Source organism: Actinomadura chokoriensis (assembly GCF_039529475.1).
Classification (GTDB): Bacteria; Actinomycetota; Actinomycetes; order Streptosporangiales; family Streptosporangiaceae; genus Spirillospora; species Spirillospora bangladeshensis.
In genome coordinates this window covers 553631-570906 of record NZ_BAAAMW010000001.1, presented here as the reverse complement: position 1 = coordinate 570906, position 17276 = coordinate 553631, and the positions used below count along the sequence as shown (strand labels likewise).

The following is a 17276-nucleotide window of genomic DNA, read 5'->3' as shown; positions in this document are numbered from 1 at the left end:
AATCTCCTGGTGCGGGGGTGGTGGTGAAGGCGGGGGGCCGGGTGGACGGTCAGGTGGCGGCGGCCTCGGCCGGGACGTCGGCGGCGCCGGTCCGCGCGGGCGGCGGCGCCTCCCTCCGCCCGGCGCGCAGGCGGGAGAACCGGCGCAGCAGCTCGGCCGACATGGCGAGGATGAACACGATCCCGACGGCGACCTCCTGCCAGGCGTCGCCGACGCCGTTCAGGTTGAGGCCGTTCTGGATCACCGAGATGACGAGGACGCCGAGCAGCGTCCGCCACATCGCGGCGCGCCCGCCGTGCAGGGCGCTGCCGCCGAGCACGACCGCCGCGACCGAGAACAGCTCCAGGCCCTCGCCGACGGTCGGCTGGGCCGACTGGAGCCGCGCGGTCGTCGCCATGCCCGCGACGGCCGCGAACGTCCCGGCGAGCACGAACGTGGCGACGATCGTCCGCTCGACCCGCAGGCCCGCGAGGCGCGCCGCCTCCCGGTTGCCGCCGCTGGACAGCACCCGCAGCCCGAACGGGCTCACGCTCAGCAGGAACGCCGAGAACGCGAAGCAGGCGATCATCACCCAGACGATCCACGGGACGCCGATCGGGCGCCCGACGCCGAACCCGGCGATGCCCGCGGGCAGCCCGCCGACCGACTCGGCGTGGGTGAGGATGAGCGTGACGCCCACCCCGATCACCGACGTGCCCAGCGTGATCATGAACGGGTGCACCTTGAGCGCGATCACGAGCATGCCGTTGAGCAGCCCGAACACGATCCCGGACAGCGCCGCGGCGGCGAGGCCCAGCAGGATGCTCTGCGTCTCCCGCATGACGATCGCGCCGACCGCGCCGTGCAGCGCGACCTGCGCGCCCACCGACAGGTCGAACCCGCCGCCGGCGATCACGAACGTCTGCCCGAACGCGACGATCGCCAGGATCGCCATCGAGCTGAGCACGTTGAGGATGTTGCCGCTGCTGAGGAACGAGTCCGTCGAGAACGTCAGCACGATCGCGAGGACGACCAGCAGCAGCGGGACGAACGCGTCCTCCAGCGCGGGGGCGGTTCTCTTCATGAGGCAAGACCTTCCGGGTGTTCGCCGAGGCACGCCGTCATCAGTTCGGCGTGCGTGACGTCGGCCGCGAGCTCGGCGACCAGGCGTCCCCGCCGGAACGCCAGGTAGCGGTCGGTGACGGAGCGGAACTCCTCGCTCTCCAGCGCCACGATGACGACGCAGCCGCGCTCGTCCGCGAACGCGCGGAGCTGCCGCAGCACGTGCTCCTTCGCGCCGATGTCGATGCCGTGGGTGGGCTCCTCCACGACGAGGACGCGCGCGCCCGCGGCGAGCCAGCGCGCGATCAGGACCTTCTGCTGGTTCCCGCCGGACAGCAGCCCGGCCGGGAACGCCGGGTCGGCGGGGCGGACGTCCAGGTCGGCGATCAGCCGCAGCGCCTCGGCGCGCATCTTCCGCCGGTCGAGGACGCCGAACCGGGTGAACGCCCGCACGTCGCCGAGCGCGATGTTCCGCTCGATGCTGAGCAGCGGCTGGACCCCGTCCCGCTTGCGCTCCTCCGGCACGAACCCGATCGCGGCGGCGGCCGCCGCGACCCGGTTGTGCGGCCGGACCGCCCGGCCGCCGACCTCGACCTCCGCCCGGACGTGCCGGGGCGGGCGGCGCGCCCCGGCGAGGGTGCGCGCGAAGCGGCCCGCGCCCGAGCCGAGGATGCCGGTCATCGTGACGACCTCGCGGTGCCGCAGCTCCAGCTCCGGCGCGTCCGGAAGATCGGCGCGGACGAGCACGTCGCCCGCCTCGTGCGGTGCGCGGTCCGGGGCGTTGGCGAGGGTCCGGCCCGCGACCAGCTCCACCAGCCCGTGCGGGGTGGCCTCGCCGCGGCCCAGGCGGGCGACGATCCGGCCGTCCCGCAGCGCGGTGATCCGGTCGCAGAGCAGCCGCACCTCGTCCAGGTCGTGGCTGACGAACAGGACCGCGAGCCCCTCGTCGGCGAGGCGCCGCACCAGCTCGGTGATGCGCCGGCACTGCCGCGGCTCCAGCGCCGCCGTGGGCTCGTCCAGGATCAGCAGCTTCGGGCGGGCCCGCAGCGCCCGCGCCACCTGCAGCAGCTTCTTCTCGGCGAGGTCGAGCGTGTCCGCGCGGCGCGCCGGGTCGAGGCCGACGCCGAGCGTGCCGAGCAGCTCGGCCGTCTCGGCGTGGTCGGCCCGGCGGTCGCGCAGCAGCCGCCCCCGCCGGTGCGGGGCGGCGACGACGATGTTGTCGGCGACCGTCAGCTCCGGGAACAGCTGCGTCTCCTGGTGGACGACGGTGATCCCGGCCTGCTCGGCCTGCGCGGGCGTCGCGGTGCCGACCCTGCGGCCCTCGACCTCCAGGCGCCCGGCGTCCGGAGTGTACGCGCCGCACAGCACCTTGATCAGGGTCGACTTGCCGGCGCCGTTGGAGCCGATCAGGCCGTGGACCTCGCCCGCCGCGAGGTCGAGGTCGACGCCGTCCAGCGCGGTGAACGTCCCGAACCGCTTGGTGACACCGTGCGCGGCGACCGCCGGTGGCGCGGTCGCGGCGGGGGACGCCGTCACGAGCCGGGCTCCGTCCGCACCGCCGTCCCGGTGGCGCGGACGAACGCGGCCAGGGCGCGGCGCCGCAGCGGCGGGACGCCGAACACGGCGGCCAGCAGGACGGCGAGGGTGATCAGGATTCGCATCGGGCGGCCTCCACAGGTGCGAGCCGGGAATCGGGGGACGGGGGACGGGAGTCGTTCAGGAACGCCCCGGCGAGCCGGGCGTAGTCGCGGGGCCGCTCCTCCTGGGGGTGGTGCGCGGTGCCGGGCAGCACCTCCAGCGCGGCGGCGGGCAGCGCCGCCGCGAGGCGGGACGCGTAGCCGACGCCGGCGAACGGGTCGGCGGAGCCCCACAGCAGCAGGACGGGCGCGGTGACGTCGCCCAGCAGCGGGCCGAGGTCCTCGGGCAGGCCGCGCGCCTCGGCGTCCGTCCCGAGCGCGAGCGCATCGACGGTGACGCTGTTGCGGAAGCGCTCGAAGACCGTGCTCTCCGGAACCATCGCGGGATCGTTCCACTCGTGATCGCGGATGAGATCGCGCATCTTGTCCGGGGTGGGGCCGTCGCCGCCGTAGTACGCGGCGCGGATCGCGGCGCCGCTCACTCCGGGCGCCCCGCCGAGGTCGGCGGGACGGCTGCCGGTGAGGACGATCCGGCCGGCGCGGTGCGGCTCGCGCGCCGCGATCAGCAGCGCGACCGACCCGCCGAGCGACTGGCAGACGAAGTCGGCGCGGCGAATGCCCAGGTCATCGAGCAGGGCGATGACGTACCGTGCGTGGAAAGAGAACAGTGGCAGGTCGGCCCGCGGCGCGTCCGAACCGCCGTACTGGGGGAGGTCCACCAGGATCAGCCGGCGGCCGGGCAGCGCGGGCACCAGCTCGGGCACCAGCGCGGCGAAGTCGGTCCAGGCGGAGCAGCCGGGGCCGCCGCCGTGCAGCAGGACGGTGGGCGTTCCCTCGCCGATCGTGCGGACCCGCAGCGCGGCCCCCAGCACGGTGTGCCGGGTACCGGTGGTCGGTGCGGTCATGGAGTGTGTTCTCCGGTTCTTCCGGCCCCCTTGCGGAGGCTTCCGGCGCCCCTGCAAGGAGGGGCGCGCTACCGAGAAAGTCGAGATGAAGCCGCGGATAACGGGTGATGCGTACTATGTACACTACTTAGGTCAGGAGTCAATGCCCCGGATCGGAATTCCCGCTGGGAGATCGCTCGGGGAGCGCTCCGAGGCGAGTCAGAGATCCAGGACGAGCCGGGCCGAGAGGCAGCGCGAGACGCAGGGCATCATCGTCTTCCCGGCCTCCCGCTCCGCGTCGGTGAGCAGCCCGTCCCGATGGTCGGGAACCCCGGCCAGCACGGGCGTCTCGCAGCTTCCGCAGATGCCCTCGCGGCACGCGTTCGGCACCTGGACGCCGGCCTGCTCCAAGGCGTCCATGACGGTCTCGTCCGCCGCGACCTCGATCGTCAGGCCGGACTGCGCGCACTCGACCTCGAAGGCGGTGTCCTCGCCGTCCGATGCCGGATCGCGCGGCGCCGCGGCGAACCGCTCGACGTGCAGGCTGCCGTCCGGCCATGCCGCGCACCGGCCCTCGACCGCCGCGAGCAGGCCCTCCGGGCCGCAGCAGTAGACCGCGGTGCCCTCCTGGGGCGTGCCGAGCAGCGCGTCGAGGTCCGGGCGTCCGTCGAGGTCTTCGGGGACGACCGCCACCGCGTCCCCGTACCGGGCGAGTTCGGGCAGGAACGCCATGGAGCTCCGGCTCCGGCCGCCGTAGACCAGCCGCCACGGGACGCCCCGGCCGGCGGCCCGCGCGATCATCGGCAGCAGCGGCGTGATGCCGATGCCGCCCGCCAGGAAGAGGTAGCGCGAGGCGTCCTCCAGCGGGAACCGGTTGCGCGGGCCGCGCACCCGCACCGTCTGGCCGGGACGCAGCTCCTCGTGCACGAAGGCCGAGCCGCCGCGGCCGTCCGGTTCGTAGAGGACGGCGATCCGGTACGTCCCGGTCTCGCCCGGGTCCCCGCAGAGCGAGTACTGGCGGACCCATGTGCCGAGGTCGAGCTCCAGATGGGCGCCCGGCTCCCAGGTGGGCAGCGGCGTGCCGCCGAGCCCGGCCAGCGTGACCGACAGGACGCCGTCCGCCTCCCAGGTCATCGAGCGGACGACCAGCTCACGTTCGTTGTCCAGCATGCTGCGTACTATGTACGGTACTTTGCACACCCGTCAAGAGTCGGGGGTTGACAAGGCAGAACGGGCTCGTACAAAGTACGTAACATTGTTCAAGGAGGCACCGTTGACCACCCACGCCACGTCCCCCGGCCGCTCCCGGCCGCAGCGGCGGCAGCCCGGCCAGGACTGGTCGTCCTGGCCGACCTACGAGAGCGCCGTCCTCGGGTTCCGCGACCACTGGTACCCCGTCCTGTGGACCGAGCAGGTCGGCAAGAAGCCCGTCGCCGTCACCGTGCTCGGCGAGAACATCGCCCTCGTCCGCGAAGGCGACGAGGTGCACGCCCTGCACGACCGCTGCCCCCACCGCGGCGTGCCCCTCTCCCTGGGCCGGCGCCAGTTCCCCGGCACGGTCTCCTGCCCGTACCACGGCTGGACCTACGACCTGAAGGACGGGAACCTCTGCGGCGTCCTCACCGACGGACCCGACTCGCCGATCAAGGGCCGCGTCAAGGTGCGGACCTACCCCGTCCAGCAGCGCTTCGGCCTGATCTGGATCTACATCGGCGACGGCGACCCCCACCCCCTGGACGACGACCTCCCCGAGGAGCTGCGCGACAACGCCCTCGTCATCGGCGGCCGCACCGACATCCGCAAGGGCAACTGGCGGTTCGCCGCGGAGAACGGCTTCGACGAGGGCCACGCGAAGTACCTGCACAACACGGCGCTGTGGCGGCTCTTCAAGGTGATGCCCGCCTGGAACAAGACCCGCATCGTCGAGCGCGGCGAGTGGCTCGTCCGCGTCCAGGACGAGGTGCACTGGGAGGCCGACATGCCCGGCCTCGGCCTGTGGACCAACAAGCGCTGGTGGAAGCGCATGCCGCTGCCCGACGCCCCAGGCAAGGCCCAGAAGATCAACCCCGTCATCAAGAGCCTCGACCTGCCCGGCTTCGTGTCGATCCGGCTGCCCGGCATCCTGCGCGTCGCCTACCCGCACTTCATCCACTACGAGTGGTACGTCCCGGTGGACGCCGACAACGTCCGGTACGTCCAGCTGATGGTGCGCTTCGAGACCGGTGCCCGCGCCGGCCTCTTCAAGTTCAAGTACCTGGCCGCCGTCCGCTGGCTCTTCCACGGCCAGTTCACCGCGCAGGACGCCTGGATGGTCGACGTGATGGACGCCCCGCCGGAGAAGCTCTACCGCCCCGACCTGTCCCTCACCGCGTGGCGGCGCAAGGTCGAGCAGAGCAAGCCGAACGTCCAGCCGTACAAGCGCTAACCTCGCTCGGGAAACCGACGAGACACGGAGCAGCATGGCCAAGAAGGACGCGCGGACGCTCACCCGCGAACGCATCGTCGAGACCGCCGTGCGCATAGGCGACTCCGAGAGCCTGGACACCCTGACCGTCCGGCGCCTGGCCGGCGAACTGGGCGTCGGCGCGATGACCCTGTACAGCTACTTCCGCAACAAAGAGGAGATCCTCGACGCGATGGCCGACCACGTCCTCGGCGGGATGGAAGTCCCTCCCGCCGAGACGGACGACCCGGTCGACATACTCGTGGGATGCGGGCGGGCTTTCCGCGCGATGATGCTCGCCCACCCCTGCGTCGTCCGCCTGCTCTCGACGCGCGTGACGGACAGCATCGACTCCCTGGACGGCGCAATGGAGGACGTCCTGGCTCGTTTGGAATCGGCCGGCCTGAAGGGCGCCGAAGCCACCCGGGCCTACGGCGTCCTGATCACCTACGCGCTGGGCTTCTCCGGCTACCAGGCCCCTCGAACCTGGGGCGACGACCCAGAGGCCCGCCGCCAGCGGCACCACTTCTACGCCGGCCTACCCGCCGACCGCTTCCCGACCACGGTGAGGCTCTCGGCAGACCTGCCGTCCCTACCGTCCTCAGACCAGTTCGAATTCGGCCTGCAACTGATAGCCAAGGGCCTGGCCCCCGCGACGTAACCCGGCACCCGCCACACCGACCACGGAACCACGCTTTTCGATGCCCGAAACGGCGGTGTGGATATCCGAGTGAAGACCTTCGTGGCGGAGGCCAGAGGTTGCTTTGAGCCCGCCTTGGACGGCTTAGGATTCTCCGCCCCAGAGGTTCTCGCCGAGCGGACCACACTGGGCACCAAATGCGCCAAGCCCTTGGCCGGCATGCTCAATCCGTGTCGGAGGTACATCATCGAGGCTGCGAGTCTTGAAGTCGGCCCCTCGTGTGGCAGCCGCCAACGACCGTGCCTTTGCTCCCATGCCCGCCGCCAGGCTAACATCACTTTATGGAAATGCCCGAGCTAGCGGACCTGATCTGGCTTTTCGAGGACGAACCGACCTCGATGGACGACGGCCTGACGTGGCCTGTCGGACTTCAGTCATTCCGTCTCCGTCGAGGATCTCGTGAAGTGCTCTTCTCTCTCGATCCCACGTCGGGCGAGGCGTACCTGACGATATACGAGGCGGGGGAAGAGATCATGACGATAGGCAGGATCCGCAACCTGGAGAGCCTGACTGTCGAGAAGCGGGACGAGTGCGAGGGCCTGATCCTCCACTTCAATAGTGGCGAGTTCGACCCATTGCGACTACAGACACGCCCCGTCATCCACCTCTCATGGAACGTCATGGCGCTCGGCGTCTGGTAGTCTTCGGCTCCTGTGAGACTCTAATAACCTATCCGGACCTGAAGTCTTTTATGTTCTCCATCGGCAGGGGAGAAGGTGCAGTCGGATAGGGGATGTCAATAGATGACAATGGTAAATCGCGCGGCTGCCACTTCCGGGCGAGGCGCGGACCGCGCAGACACCACACAGCCCCGCGAACACGACCTCACTACTCATCCGGTCGCACAATGATGCAGCGAAATCGAGGCTCAAGCCGCCTGTACGGCGTGATGCTCATACTGGCCGCGCTAGTCCTGCTCGTGGACCAGCTCACCAAACTATGGGCGGTCACCGCGCTCTCCGACAGCGAGCGCGTCGCCGTGCTTCCCCCACTGATCCACTTCCGCCTGCTGTACAACCCCGGCGCCGCCTTCTCCATAGGCACCGAGGCGACATGGGTGTTCACGCTGACAGCGGCAGCAGCAGTGGCCGGCATCCTCTACACCGCACGACGCCTGAACTCCCCAGCCTGGGCACTCGTACTGGGCGCACTACTCGGCGGAGCAGTATCCCACCTTGGCGACCGCCTCTTCCGCGAGCCGGGCCCCGCCCGCGGCCATGTCGTGGACTTCATCGACTACGGCCCATTCGTGGGCAACGTCGCCGACATCGCCCTCGTCTGCGGCTGTGCAGCCTTGCTGCTCCTCAACCTACGCGGCATCCACCTAGCCAAGGCACAGAACGAAGAACCCGCCTAGCCACCCCCACGTAGATACACAGGCACCCGCCCCATAGCCGCGACACGTCCTAGACGCCGTAGGGGCGGGTCACTTGCCCGAGTTGGCGCCACACTGCAGCCACTCAGCCGGCCCTCCAACCCGCACCAACCTCAGAATGGCGCGCCCTGCACCCACAAGAGCGCGATATTTCGTCCCCACGAGTACCCGCCGAAAGACAATCGTCAGAGCACCTCAGTCCCCGCCATACTCACACCATGGACACGTATGAGGGTGCGGCCCGGCTGGAGTGGTGGGCGAACCGGAACACGTGCCTGTGCTCAGTGGACGTCCACGTCGTCATAGTCAGCGACGAAGCCGGATGGCGGATCTCAGCGACCTTCGCGTCTCCACCAACCGCCGAAGAACACGAAGGGTGGACGTTCCTCCTAGCGCTGTCGCCGTACTGGACACTGCGGTTCGACGCCGACGAGGACGCGGCGATCGACGTGCACGTCGAGGAACCGACCGAGGGAGAACTGACCCTGTCCGCCGCGTGAGCTAGCCACAAGCGGCCGCCAGCGCGTTCAGCAACCCAGCGCCCGGCGAAGCACTCGGTCAACCGGAAGCTGTCGAGATCATCGGGATACCCATTCGGAGCTAGTGTTCTGAGTCAATAGTTCTTTGTTAGTCGGTAGGCTGTTGGGATGCCGAGCCCGAAGCTGGATCCGGTGGTGTTGTCCGATGAGGAGCGGTCGGCGCTGACCGGGTGGGTGCGCCGCCGCAAGACCTCTCAGGCTTTGGCGTTGCGGGCGCGGATCGTGCTGCTGTGCGCCGAGGGCGCCACGATCGCCCAGGTCGCCGAGCAGGCCGGGGCCTCGCGGAACACGGTGTCGAAGTGGCGGTCGCGTTTCCTGGCCGACCGGCTGGAAGGCCTGAGCGACGAGCCGCGCCCGGGCCGGCCCCGCACGATCACCGACGAGCAGGTCGAGCGGGTCGTCACCACCACGCTGGAGGAGACGCCCGGTGCGGACACGCACTGGTCGACGCGGTCGATGGCGGCGGCGACCGGGATGTCGCAGTCGGCGGTCTCGCGGATCTGGCGGGCGTTCGGCCTCAAGCCCCACACCGTGCAGACCTGGAAGCTGTCCACCGACCCGCAGTTCGTCGACAAGGTCCGCGACGTGGTCGGGCTGTACCTGAACCCGCCTGACAACGCCCTGGTGCTCGCGGTGGACGAGAAGAGCCAGATGCAGGCGATCGACCGCACAGCGCCGATTCTGCCGATCATGCCCACCACCCCGGCCCGGATGACCCACGACTACGTCCGGCACGGCACCACCAGCCTGTTCGCCGCCCTGGACCTTTCCTCGGGGTCGGTGATCGCCCAGCACTACCGGCGCCACCGCCACCAGGAGTTCCTGCGGTTCCTCAAGCTCATCGACGCCGCCGTCCCCAAGGACCTAGACCTGCACCTGGTGCTGGACAACTACGCCACCCACAAGACCGAGCAGGTCCACACGTGGCTGCTGCGCCACCCCCGGTTCCACCTGCACTTCACCCCGACCAGCTCGTCCTGGCTCAACCTGGTCGAACGCTGGTTCGCCGAACTCACCAACCGCAAACTCCGCCGCTCGGCCCACCGCAGCGTTGTCGAGCTGGAACGCGACGTCCGCGGCTGGGTCAACGAATGGAACAAGAACCCCAAGCCGTTCGTGTGGACCAAGACCGCCGACGAGATCCTCGAAACCCTCGCCGCATACTGCCAACGAATTAACGACTCACGACACTAGTGTGCTGTGATCACTTCCCGAAGGGGTTGAGCCGTTGCGCACCTATCTCGCCGAACCCCAGAACCACCCTGACAACGAGACCGACATCAACTGGTCCGGGCTCCTCTCAACTGTCACCGACCAAGCAGACAGCCTCATCGTGATCGCCTTGGCCGCCATGCTGGCCATGCTCGGGACGGCGGTGCTGGTCTACACAGTGAGACGCCAGCAGCACGTGACCAGACCCGATTAGCCTGGTCCCCAGGTTTCTGGATCCGGCAAGCGAGTTCCCAACCCGCCACCATCCAGCCTCAGCGAGCCCGCCGGGAGAGAACACCACTCGGCCGCCGTCGCACTGAGCCGCGCTGACCTGGACATGAACGCTCCTTCGCCGCCGCGTGGCGTGCGCTGTTACGCACATGTTCCGGGTGTTGGCCCGGTGGTGCGACCTGAGTAGCTTGTGTCGATGGCGATGGACACGAACGGGGAATGGTGGCGCGGAGAGTCTGCCGCTGATCTCGCCGATTATCTGGAAGAACTCGGCGCGGAGGGGTATCGGGTCGGGCAGGTTGTCAAGGCGACCTGCGTCGATTGTGGCGGCCGGTCCTTCCGGCTCCGAGTTGACGGAGAGGAGGGAACCGTAGAACGCAGTTGCGTCGACTGTGGCAAGGACGTGCTCATGCTCGACAGCGATGAACATTGGTCGGACACCGAACCTGAGGCAGTCGTCTGCCCCTGCGGCGCAGACGTGTTCGATGTGGCTGTCGGCTTCTCCTTGCGGCCTGACGACTCGGTCCGCTGGGTCAGTGTCGGGATCCGGTGCGTTGCTGACGGGGTGCTGGGGTGCTGCGCCGACTGGAAGATTGACTATGAGCCGAGTCGGCATCTCCTCACACGAGTGTAGACAGCGCCGCTCCGGCCGGCTCTCTAGCGGTGTGCGCTCTCTGCGGTGCCTCCGGGTATGCGGCGTATCCGCAACAGAAGCCGGTTCCACTGGTCAAGGGCAGGGATCGGCTGATCATTTGAGGTGCCCCCTGCAGGATTCGAACCTGCGCACACGGCTCCGGAGACCAGTGTCTAACACGTGCGTGACCTGCACATACGTTGCAGGGCTCGCACGGATGGGGCGCAACTGGAACGTATATGGGGGCGCTGGGTGGCTACCGCCGGCGGAACGGTGGGTGTGGTGGAAGGTCGTCAGGGATGACCTCGTAGCCAGCCGGAAGCGGCTCGGCTGCAAACTCGGCCGCGTCAAAGAGGCTGATCTCTCCGCGCTCTTCCTCTCTGGCCTGTTGGCGACCCAACTTGGCCCGAAGCTGAAGAGAGGGCTGTTGTTTCTGCGCCTTACCATAAGACCATTTCATGATCTTATCGCCGATGTCGTGATCGGTCGCGAATATCATGTCGAATATTTCGCGACCGCGAGTGTTGACCACCTTGAATGTTCGGGTCTTCTTGTATCCGAGCACCTTCTCCATGCGCCAGCGCATGAGATTTGTTAGTTCGGCTTCGAACTGCTTCCCGCTGAGAGTGTCATCGCGTGTTGCTTCGAGCGCCTGCAGCCAAGCGTCTGTGCCGAACATGGCGTTCATCTGATCGACTACACCTGTGTCTATGTCCTGTCTTAGGCGCAGGCCTCTCGGTAGGAGTCCACTCGCACACAGAAGCCAGAGTTCCACTTTGGGCTTTCCGCGCCGCTTGTGGCGAGCGAGTTTGGTCAAGGTAGACCATTCAACCTCGGTGGACTGCTGATCGAGGAACGCGAAACTTGGGGCCCAGTTAAGAGGGGTAAGCTCTGCAAGGGTGTCATCAATGGTGCTGTTGCAATCACCGGCAACAACCTTGAAGTCGCGGTTAGGGTAGGCCGTCCTTAGTGAGTGGTCGAGTTGAGCTGCGTTGCTCGGAAGTTCGAAGAAGCGAAGGACGGTGAGAGGGGGTTCTATCGCCAATGCTCGTTTAGGTGAGCCTTCTATCGTGTGCCGAGTTCGTTCGCGGCTAAGGTTCTCTGCTTGTCCGGCGAACAGGTCCAGGTAAACCGTAGTTTTGGCGCGGGTCGAAGCTCTGCTAAAGCCTGTCAGATAGTCCGACAAGATGTCGAGCTTCTGTTCTGTCCACCAGCCCCAGTCCCTTGCCATCGCAACCCCCATCGATGTCCGATGGGTCCACAGATAGCGCATGAGCGCCGCCGTGTCACGTGACGGCCGGTTTCGGACGGCTCATGCGCCTCATGTGGGGTGCCTTATGTAGCTACCGGACGCCAGCCAGTGCTGGCATCTCGCTCCACTGCCGTCCTTCAAGCTCTCGGCCGCCCTGCTTGGGGGTGCGGCCGCCCCACTGCTTGAAGAAGAACGGGACGCTCGCGGAAATGCACTTGTCACGGATGTCCATCACCCACCGGGAGTCAAGCGGTCGATGGTTGGGACCCGACTCACCACCTGCGATAACCCACCCGATGCCCTCAAGATCTAGTCGTTCGAGGGGACCGATAAGCGGCTCACACGAGAGGAACCGCACCGCAGCCGGCACCGTGCGAAGATCATCCACTCGGTAGAGAGCTTCGTCGTTCTCGACAGAGACGCCGATCCAGAGGTTCGCCGGCCAGTCGAGTTGATTTGCCACTTTTCGGAGGCGAGATGAGCGCTTAGTGAGGATTTGGTAGGTGTGCTGAGGGGTGTCGGCTATTACCTCAAACACCTGGCGCACGAAGGCAAGGGGCACGCGAGCGTGGAATAGGTCGCTCATTGAGTTGACGAACACAACGCGGGGAGAGCGCCAACCGTAGGGCTGTTGAAGAGTATCGGGGTGTACCGTAATACCGAAACCTGGGCCCGATGTTCTGGGGTCACCGTCGTTCTGGTACTTCTCTGTTCCCATTGCCTTGAGGCGTCGAGCCAGCGTCAGCGCGTAACAGTTGTCGCAACCGGCTGAGATTCGGTCGCAGCCGGTCGTAGGGTTCCATGTGACTTCCGTCCACTCAATGCTAGTACCATGAGCCATGAGAACTACCTCCGCTCCCCTTGTGTTAGTTGTCCACCTCTCGTCCATTCGTTCACCTAAATCGTAGCAGTACTAGGAAAGAAAAGATAGCGAGTAGATACTTTGGTCCCAAAGATCTTATAGAGACACTACTCTCGCCAGTCGGGCGCTTATCCACACCGGTGTGGATAAGCGCTGGCAGTTCGCCGCTCGTCGTGGGAATGACTAGGGCCCCCAGTCGTTGAATCGACTGGGGGCCCTTGAGTAGCTCCTACTGGGAGTCCAAATACGAAAATGTGGGCTTTGGGTGCATGAGGAAGTCGTGGTGGGAGATGTTCCAGGCGTAGGCGCCGGACATGGAGAAGGCGACTAGGTCGCCTACGGCGATGCGGTTCGTGGGGACCTCGCGGGCGAAGACGTCCTTTGGTGTGCAGAGTTGACCGACGAGGGTTACGGGTTCGCCGGCGACTGCAGGGCCGTCGCCGTTGCGGGTGAGGACGTCGTACGGGTGGTTGTGTTGCTTGGTGACCGGTGTCCGGATGTGCATGGTGCCGCCGCGTAGGACGGCGTACCACTGGCCGTGTGCCTTCTTCACGTCCAGTACCTCGGTGATGTACCACCCGGCGTAGACGCTGATGGAGCGGCCCGGTTCGATGCGCAGCGTTTCGCCCGGCTCGGCGAGCGCGGCAACGTCGGCGCCGTACTGCTTCCAGTCGAATCGGGTCTCGGGCGTCGAGTAGTCGACTGCCATGCCGCCGCCGAGGTTGAACTCCCGTGGTCCGGTGTGGCCGATCCGGTCGAGCCATGCGCGGCCCCACGTGAGGATCTCTGTGGACTGGGCGACCATGGCGGACGCGTCCAGGCCGGACGCCAGGTGCGCATGGATGCCGCGTAGGCGCACGTGCGGCGCGGCGGTCAGGATGTCGGTGCACGACTCGATGAGTTCGGGGTCCATGCCAAATGGGCCGCTCATGGCGAGCGCTACGCCGCTGCGGTCGCCGGCGAGGTTGAGCCGTAGCAGGATGTCGACCTCGCGTCCGGCCGTCTGGGCGATGTCGGCGAGGCGGGATAGCTCGTACGGGCTTTCGACGTGGATGCGCTCGACGTCGAGGGCGAGTGCCTGGCGGAGTTCGTCATCGGTTTTGCCGGGGCCGCCGAATGCGAGGCGTGCGTCCGGCAGGGCCTCGCGGACGTGTGCCAGCTCGCCGCCGGACGCGACCTCGATGCCGTCCATGTACGGGGCGAGCGCCTGGAGGATCGGCGTGTCGGGGTTGGCCTTTGCGGCGTAGAAGATCTCCGGCGCACCGGGCGCCGAGAGCGCGGCCTTGACCTCGGCCGTGTGCTCGCGCAGCGCGGCCAGGTCGTAGACGAACGCGGGTAGCTCGCCCTTGCCGGCAAGGGTCTGGGCGTGGTCTTGGACTTGGCGCGTGATCATCGGGCGTGGTCTCTCCGGTTGTCAGGCGAGCGGGAACTCGTACTGGGCCGTCAGGTAGTGGGCGGGCGCCACTGTGACGGTCACCTCCACGGCCCGGCCCTCGGCGGTCATGCCGACGTGCGTGATCTGGATGACCGTCCGCTCGGGACTGATCTCCAGCGCCCGCGCTTCGGCGTCGGTGGGCAGCCGGCTAGGAGTGATCCGCTCGCGCGCCGAGACCTGCGGGTAGCCGAGTTCGGCGAGCGCGCTCTTAACGCCGCCGACGATCACCGGGCCGTCTTCCTCCAGGACGGTGCCCTCGGCGATGTCGAGGGGGAACCAACTCTCGTTGATCCGGACGGGGATGTCACTGGCGAGGAGACGCCGGCGACGGACAAGGCAGTTCGCCTCACCGGTCGGCACGCCGAGCAACTCGGCGACCTCGGCCGGCGGTTCGGCGTGCTCGGTGGTGATCTCGTGCTTGGGCTCCAGGCCGAGGGCGCGAACCTCGGCGTCGAACGCGCCGCGGGCGCCGTTGTTCTCGCGCTTCGTCCGGTCGTAGCGGGCAGGTGAGTGGAGCATCGGCGGTAGCCAGGTGACCATGGTTCCCCGTCCCTGCCGAGGACGGACCATGCCCTCGGCCGCGAGTACCTGCATTGCCCGGTTCACCAAGCTACGGGAAGCCCCGTACCGGTCGGCAAGCTCCGGCTCGGCCGGCAGCACGGATCCGGTGGGGTACCGGCCGTCGATGATTTCCTCACGGATTTTTGCGGCGATGTCGCGGAACCCGTGGCGCTCCGACCTCGCCGAGTTCGAGGGCATCACGCGGGTTCTGGACGCGTGCGCCCGCAAGCTGGACGGCACGCGGGCCGCGCCGAGCTACTACACGCGGCGCCGCCGGGTTCTCTACAACGTGCTCAAATACGCCGTCCAGCGGAAACGCCTCGCCGTTAACCCCATCGAGGGTCTCGATTGGAAACCGACGCAGGATGACGAGGTATGGGAGGAGGTAGACCCGGCCGTTGTCCCGTCGCCCGCCAAATGGCCGAACTACTGACAGCCGTTAGCTACGCGGGACCCCGGCGAGGCCCTCGAATGGTGGCGTTCTTCGCGTGCATCTATCACGCGATGATGCGGCCCGGCTAGGTCGTCTCACTGCGGGATGTCGACTGCGACCTTCCTTCGACGGGATGGGGCTGCCTGATGCTCTCCGGTTCACGGCCCTCGGTCGGGCACCGAGTGGACGGATTCCGGCGACTACCACGATGTCCGCGGACTCAAAGGCCGCAACCGCGAGGCCAAGCGGCCTGTCCCCATTCCGCCGGAACTCGTCAGGATCCTGCGAGCGCACATCGATCGGTTCGGCGTCGCCCCCGACGGCCGTCTGTTCCGCACAGAGCGCGGGGGACTGCTTCTCCCGTCCGGCTATCGGCGCACGTGGCACCGAGCGCGCACGGTCGCCTCACGCCCGCCGAGGAGGCATCCGACCTGGCTCGGCGCCCGTACGACCTACGGCACGCCGGTGTTTCCCTACGGCTCAACGCCGGCGTCCCGCCTACGCAGGTCGCTGAGTGGGCCGGACACAGTGTCGAGGTGCTCTTTGAAGATCTACGCCAAGGTCATAGCCGGTCAAGACCGCGTGTGGGAGGGGCTCATAGACGACGCCCTCGGCGACTAGCCCGCGAGGCCCTTGTCCTTGGGCAATGCGGGAGGATGTACCCGTCGAGCGTTGTAGACGCCGAGAAGGAGCTCAGGTGATCCTGAGCCCCTTCTCGGCCGTGTAGTCAGTGGAAAGGCCATGCCTCCCACGTCGCAACTGCAACGAGAACACTGTGCCAGGCCAACAGTGCAACCTCCACGTTGCCCCGCCACCGCCACCGCCACTGCCGACGCTGTCGCCGGCGGACGCGGCGCTTCGCGCGGTGGTCGCGGTCGATGGGGCGCTTCTTCGGGCTCTTCTCTGACTCGTCGGTCATCGGAATCCTCCTGTGTTCGGGCGCCGGTCGGAGCGGAGACCGTGCAGCCGTAGCCGATGACCTCAAGGTGATGCATCAAGATACGGGTATCCTGAGGTGATGCATGAGGAAGAGTTTCGTACACGCCTTCGGCGTCGACTCGGCCGCCGTTTCAATGAGGGCCTCTGGTCCTACCTGCAGGACCGAGGGTTCGTTGAGGATGCGATCTCCGTCGGGGGAGATCGCGGCTTGGAGGTTCTCGAACACGAGGCGCGGACAATCCTGGAGGCGGCAGCTCCGACTGCTGAGCGGGAGAAGGGCGCGGTCTCTCGACCCGAAGGGCCAACGCCTGGCCAGGAGCGGGCATGGGCTGTGTCGCAATTGGTAGCGGTCAGTGCTCGCCAAGATCCAGACGTTGTCACGTTCCGCCGCAATTATCTTGGCGACGATCTTATGCAGTGGGCCGAAGTTGAATCCTGGATAAAAGCCCAAGCTGAACGCGACGGGGGCCGGACGTTGGACATAACCTGTGCTATGGAAGCAGGACGTGTGACCCTTGAAAAGGGAGGTGGATGGCTAGTAGATCCGCCGTTGGCTAGGTTTCAAGGGAAGGTAAGCACCCGATTTCTGTCGTATGCTGTACCTGATGATGATTGGAGACGGATTATCCCGGTCGCTGCCGGTGGGGTCCTGGATAGGCTTCGTGTATTGGCTGACTCCCTTGCCAGTTACTACGCATGGACATCCGGCCAGGCTACGACCTTCGTTCTCACTGACCTGACGCCACAGGTTTCAACTATCCGTGCCCGTGACCTTGGCATCAAGTGGCGGCATGGTGTGTCTCATGCATGGGCTCGAAGAATTGTGTTGACCATCGATCCAATGGCAAGTCCTGAGGATGTCGTTCGTGCATTTCAAGATGTTCGACGACGGGAAGGGTTGGATCGAGTACGTGCGCTGAGTCCTAAGAAGGCCAGGCTCGCGGCGTTCGCATGTGCGGAACACAGGGATAAGCCCTGGGCTGATCGGTTGCAACTATGGAACGACGAGTTCCCGCAATGGGCGTACTCGCACCAATCGAACTTCCGCAGGGACGCCTTGAAGGCTCGGAGCCGTCTCCTCTACCCAGGTGAGTGACA

The 17276-nt window shown here is 67.1% G+C and carries 19 protein-coding genes; 9 read left to right on the top strand and 10 right to left on the bottom strand.

All coding sequences use genetic code 11. The features are described from left to right. Nucleotides 1–49 precede the first annotated feature (49 nt). The 5 genes from ABFX46_RS02810 to ABFX46_RS02790 form a co-directional block, all read right to left on the bottom strand. Complete coding sequence (locus tag ABFX46_RS02810; RefSeq protein WP_346039740.1) at nt 50–1063, bottom strand: ABC transporter permease; 1014 nt, start codon at nt 1061–1063, stop codon at nt 50–52. After that, on the bottom strand, nt 1060–2577 hold the full coding sequence (locus tag ABFX46_RS02805) for a sugar ABC transporter ATP-binding protein (protein WP_346039739.1): 1518 nt from the start codon (nt 2575–2577) through the stop codon (nt 1060–1062). Before ABFX46_RS02805 ends, ABFX46_RS02810 begins: the two co-directional genes overlap by 4 nt. After that, nucleotides 2574–2702: a hypothetical protein gene (locus tag ABFX46_RS02800; protein WP_346039738.1), complete on the bottom strand. Its 129-nt coding sequence runs from the start codon at nt 2700–2702 to the stop codon at nt 2574–2576. The genes ABFX46_RS02805 and ABFX46_RS02800 overlap by 4 nt, the downstream gene beginning before the upstream one ends. Next, complete coding sequence (locus ABFX46_RS02795) at nt 2690–3583, bottom strand: alpha/beta fold hydrolase (RefSeq protein ID WP_346039737.1); 894 nt, start codon at nt 3581–3583, stop codon at nt 2690–2692. The genes ABFX46_RS02800 and ABFX46_RS02795 overlap by 13 nt, the downstream gene beginning before the upstream one ends. 198 nt (nt 3584–3781) lie before the next feature. Next, entirely contained in the window at nt 3782–4732 is a 951-nt protein-coding gene (locus ABFX46_RS02790) for a PDR/VanB family oxidoreductase (protein ID WP_346039736.1), read from the bottom strand. Nucleotides 4733–4835: 103 nt separating this feature from the next. Here ABFX46_RS02790 and ABFX46_RS02785 point away from each other — a divergent pair, with 103 nt between their 5' ends. From ABFX46_RS02785 to ABFX46_RS02750, 8 genes are all read left to right on the top strand, one after another. Further along, complete coding sequence (locus ABFX46_RS02785; protein ID WP_346039735.1) at nt 4836–5987, top strand: Rieske 2Fe-2S domain-containing protein; 1152 nt, start codon at nt 4836–4838, stop codon at nt 5985–5987. Between the two features lie 34 nt (nt 5988–6021). After that, nucleotides 6022–6666: a TetR/AcrR family transcriptional regulator gene (locus ABFX46_RS02780; RefSeq protein WP_346039734.1), complete on the top strand. Its 645-nt coding sequence runs from the start codon at nt 6022–6024 to the stop codon at nt 6664–6666. A gap of 320 nt (nt 6667–6986) precedes the next feature. Next, nucleotides 6987–7346: a hypothetical protein gene (locus tag ABFX46_RS02775; RefSeq protein WP_346039733.1), complete on the top strand. Its 360-nt coding sequence runs from the start codon at nt 6987–6989 to the stop codon at nt 7344–7346. A 206-nt stretch (nt 7347–7552) separates the two neighbouring features. Then, complete coding sequence (locus tag ABFX46_RS02770) at nt 7553–8062, top strand: signal peptidase II (RefSeq protein ID WP_346039732.1); 510 nt, start codon at nt 7553–7555, stop codon at nt 8060–8062. Between the two features lie 236 nt (nt 8063–8298). Further along, a complete protein-coding gene (locus tag ABFX46_RS02765) occupies nt 8299–8580 on the top strand; it encodes a hypothetical protein (RefSeq protein ID WP_346039731.1) in 282 nt (93 codons plus the stop codon). A 147-nt stretch (nt 8581–8727) separates the two neighbouring features. Continuing rightward, nucleotides 8728–9813 (top strand): IS630 family transposase, encoded by a 1086-nt coding sequence (locus tag ABFX46_RS02760; RefSeq protein WP_346039730.1) that lies wholly within the window; start codon nt 8728–8730, stop codon nt 9811–9813. A 34-nt stretch (nt 9814–9847) separates the two neighbouring features. Then, nucleotides 9848–10045: a hypothetical protein gene (locus tag ABFX46_RS02755; RefSeq protein WP_346039729.1), complete on the top strand. Its 198-nt coding sequence runs from the start codon at nt 9848–9850 to the stop codon at nt 10043–10045. Nucleotides 10046–10258: 213 nt separating this feature from the next. Next, nucleotides 10259–10696, top strand: a complete 438-nt coding sequence (locus ABFX46_RS02750) for a hypothetical protein (protein ID WP_346039728.1) — start codon at nt 10259–10261, stop codon at nt 10694–10696. Between the two features lie 256 nt (nt 10697–10952). Here ABFX46_RS02750 and tcmP read toward each other — a convergent pair whose 3' ends face one another. The 4 genes from tcmP to ABFX46_RS02730 form a co-directional block, all read right to left on the bottom strand. Next, nucleotides 10953–11969 (bottom strand): three-Cys-motif partner protein TcmP, encoded by a 1017-nt coding sequence (gene tcmP / locus ABFX46_RS02745; RefSeq protein ID WP_346039727.1) that lies wholly within the window; start codon nt 11967–11969, stop codon nt 10953–10955. Nucleotides 11970–12039: 70 nt separating this feature from the next. Further along, the gene (locus tag ABFX46_RS02740) at nt 12040–12837 is read right to left on the bottom strand and encodes a DUF5131 family protein (RefSeq protein ID WP_346039726.1); all 798 of its coding nucleotides are present in this window, start codon (nt 12835–12837) and stop codon (nt 12040–12042) included. Between the two features lie 202 nt (nt 12838–13039). Next, a complete protein-coding gene (locus ABFX46_RS02735) occupies nt 13040–14203 on the bottom strand; it encodes a type III PLP-dependent enzyme (protein ID WP_346039725.1) in 1164 nt (387 codons plus the stop codon). Between the two features lie 21 nt (nt 14204–14224). Beyond that, complete coding sequence (locus ABFX46_RS02730) at nt 14225–14905, bottom strand: GntR family transcriptional regulator (RefSeq protein WP_428831206.1); 681 nt, start codon at nt 14903–14905, stop codon at nt 14225–14227. Here ABFX46_RS02730 and ABFX46_RS02725 point away from each other — a divergent pair. After that, nucleotides 14814–15239, top strand: coding sequence for a hypothetical protein (locus ABFX46_RS02725; RefSeq protein ID WP_346039723.1), 426 nt, complete (start codon nt 14814–14816; stop codon nt 15237–15239). The genes ABFX46_RS02730 and ABFX46_RS02725 overlap by 92 nt on opposite strands. Before the next feature lie 727 nt (nt 15240–15966). Here ABFX46_RS02725 and ABFX46_RS02720 read toward each other — a convergent pair. Next, nucleotides 15967–16158, bottom strand: coding sequence for a hypothetical protein (locus ABFX46_RS02720; protein ID WP_346039722.1), 192 nt, complete (start codon nt 16156–16158; stop codon nt 15967–15969). Nucleotides 16159–17276: the final 1118 nt, after the last annotated feature.